Genomic DNA, 1,085 nt, shown 5'->3' on the forward strand with positions numbered 1-1,085 from the left:
TCCAACTAATTCCATCATGGAATTAGTTGGAATTATATACACAATTCGCTTTGTTACTGGCGACCTATTATTTGCTAAAAATCGGCAAAAACTGTCTGAAAAAATTAAATTGACGACAGAAGATATATTTGGCAAAGATGTTTTATTACCCAAACGGAAAACATCAACAGATAATACGGTTAAACAGTCAGCAACTTTAGTCTCACCAGAAGGAGCTTATTTTCCTCCCCAAAAAGTGGATTTGACCCCTGTACCACAAGTACAAGTAGTAGAAGCAGAAACTTTACCTCAACAACCTAATAATATTAAAGCCAAAATAGCTGGTAATGGAGTTGATGAATTACGTTATCTGTTTATTACTTCCCAAGTAGAATTATTAGAGTCTGCAGAAGCTTTAAGTAACCTTGAATATAAATCTATTTCAGACTCTTTAGGAATAGGAGTAGTCAAAGCAGATGGAGAGAAATGCGACCGCTGTTGGAATTATTCTACTCATGTCGGTGTTTCTTCAGAAGACCCCACAATTTGTGAACGTTGTGTTGCTGCTTTAGCAGGGGAATTTTAATGTGAACGTTGTGTTGCTGCTTTAGCAGGAGAATTTTAAATAGCAGTCAGCAGTCAGCAGTCAGCGGTCAGCATGATTGACTTTTTTTGACAACTGGTAACTGATAACTGATAACTGATAACTGAAATGACCCCACAATTTGTGAACGTTGTGTTGCTGCTTTAGCAGGAGAATTTTAACTGTATCAGTCCAGTAGTAGTCCAGTAGGGTGCGTTAGCGATAGCGTAACGCACCGAAACATCATAGAAGGCTGCTTTAGCAGGAGAGTTTTAACAAAAAGCAATCAGCAGTCAGTAGTCCAGTAGTGGACGGAAAATGCAAAATTGCATCTTCAACATAATTTCTGATTATCTTTGGGTCTACCAAACAAAAAAACAACCCTGATGCAATTTGCCATCAGGGCTAATAATGTTTTTCGTTGCGTTTTTCAATTTTCCTTTGATATTCAGGAAGTTAATCATATTGAATGTTAATTTATCTGATTAATTTATCTGATTTATTAAAACTTAAAACCAAGCTT

1 protein-coding gene is annotated in these 1,085 nt (G+C 36.4%); it reads left to right on the top strand.

The genetic code is table 11. The features are described 5' to 3' along the window. Positions 1-565, top strand: a 565-nt coding sequence (locus tag F6K13_RS34435; RefSeq protein ID WP_287290135.1) for a CAAD domain-containing protein, incomplete at its 5' end; no start/stop codon positions are given. Between the last annotated feature and the right edge of the window lie 520 nt (positions 566-1,085).

The organism is Okeania sp. SIO2B9, assembly GCF_010672505.1.
GTDB lineage: Bacteria > Cyanobacteriota > Cyanobacteriia > Cyanobacteriales > Microcoleaceae > Okeania > Okeania hirsuta.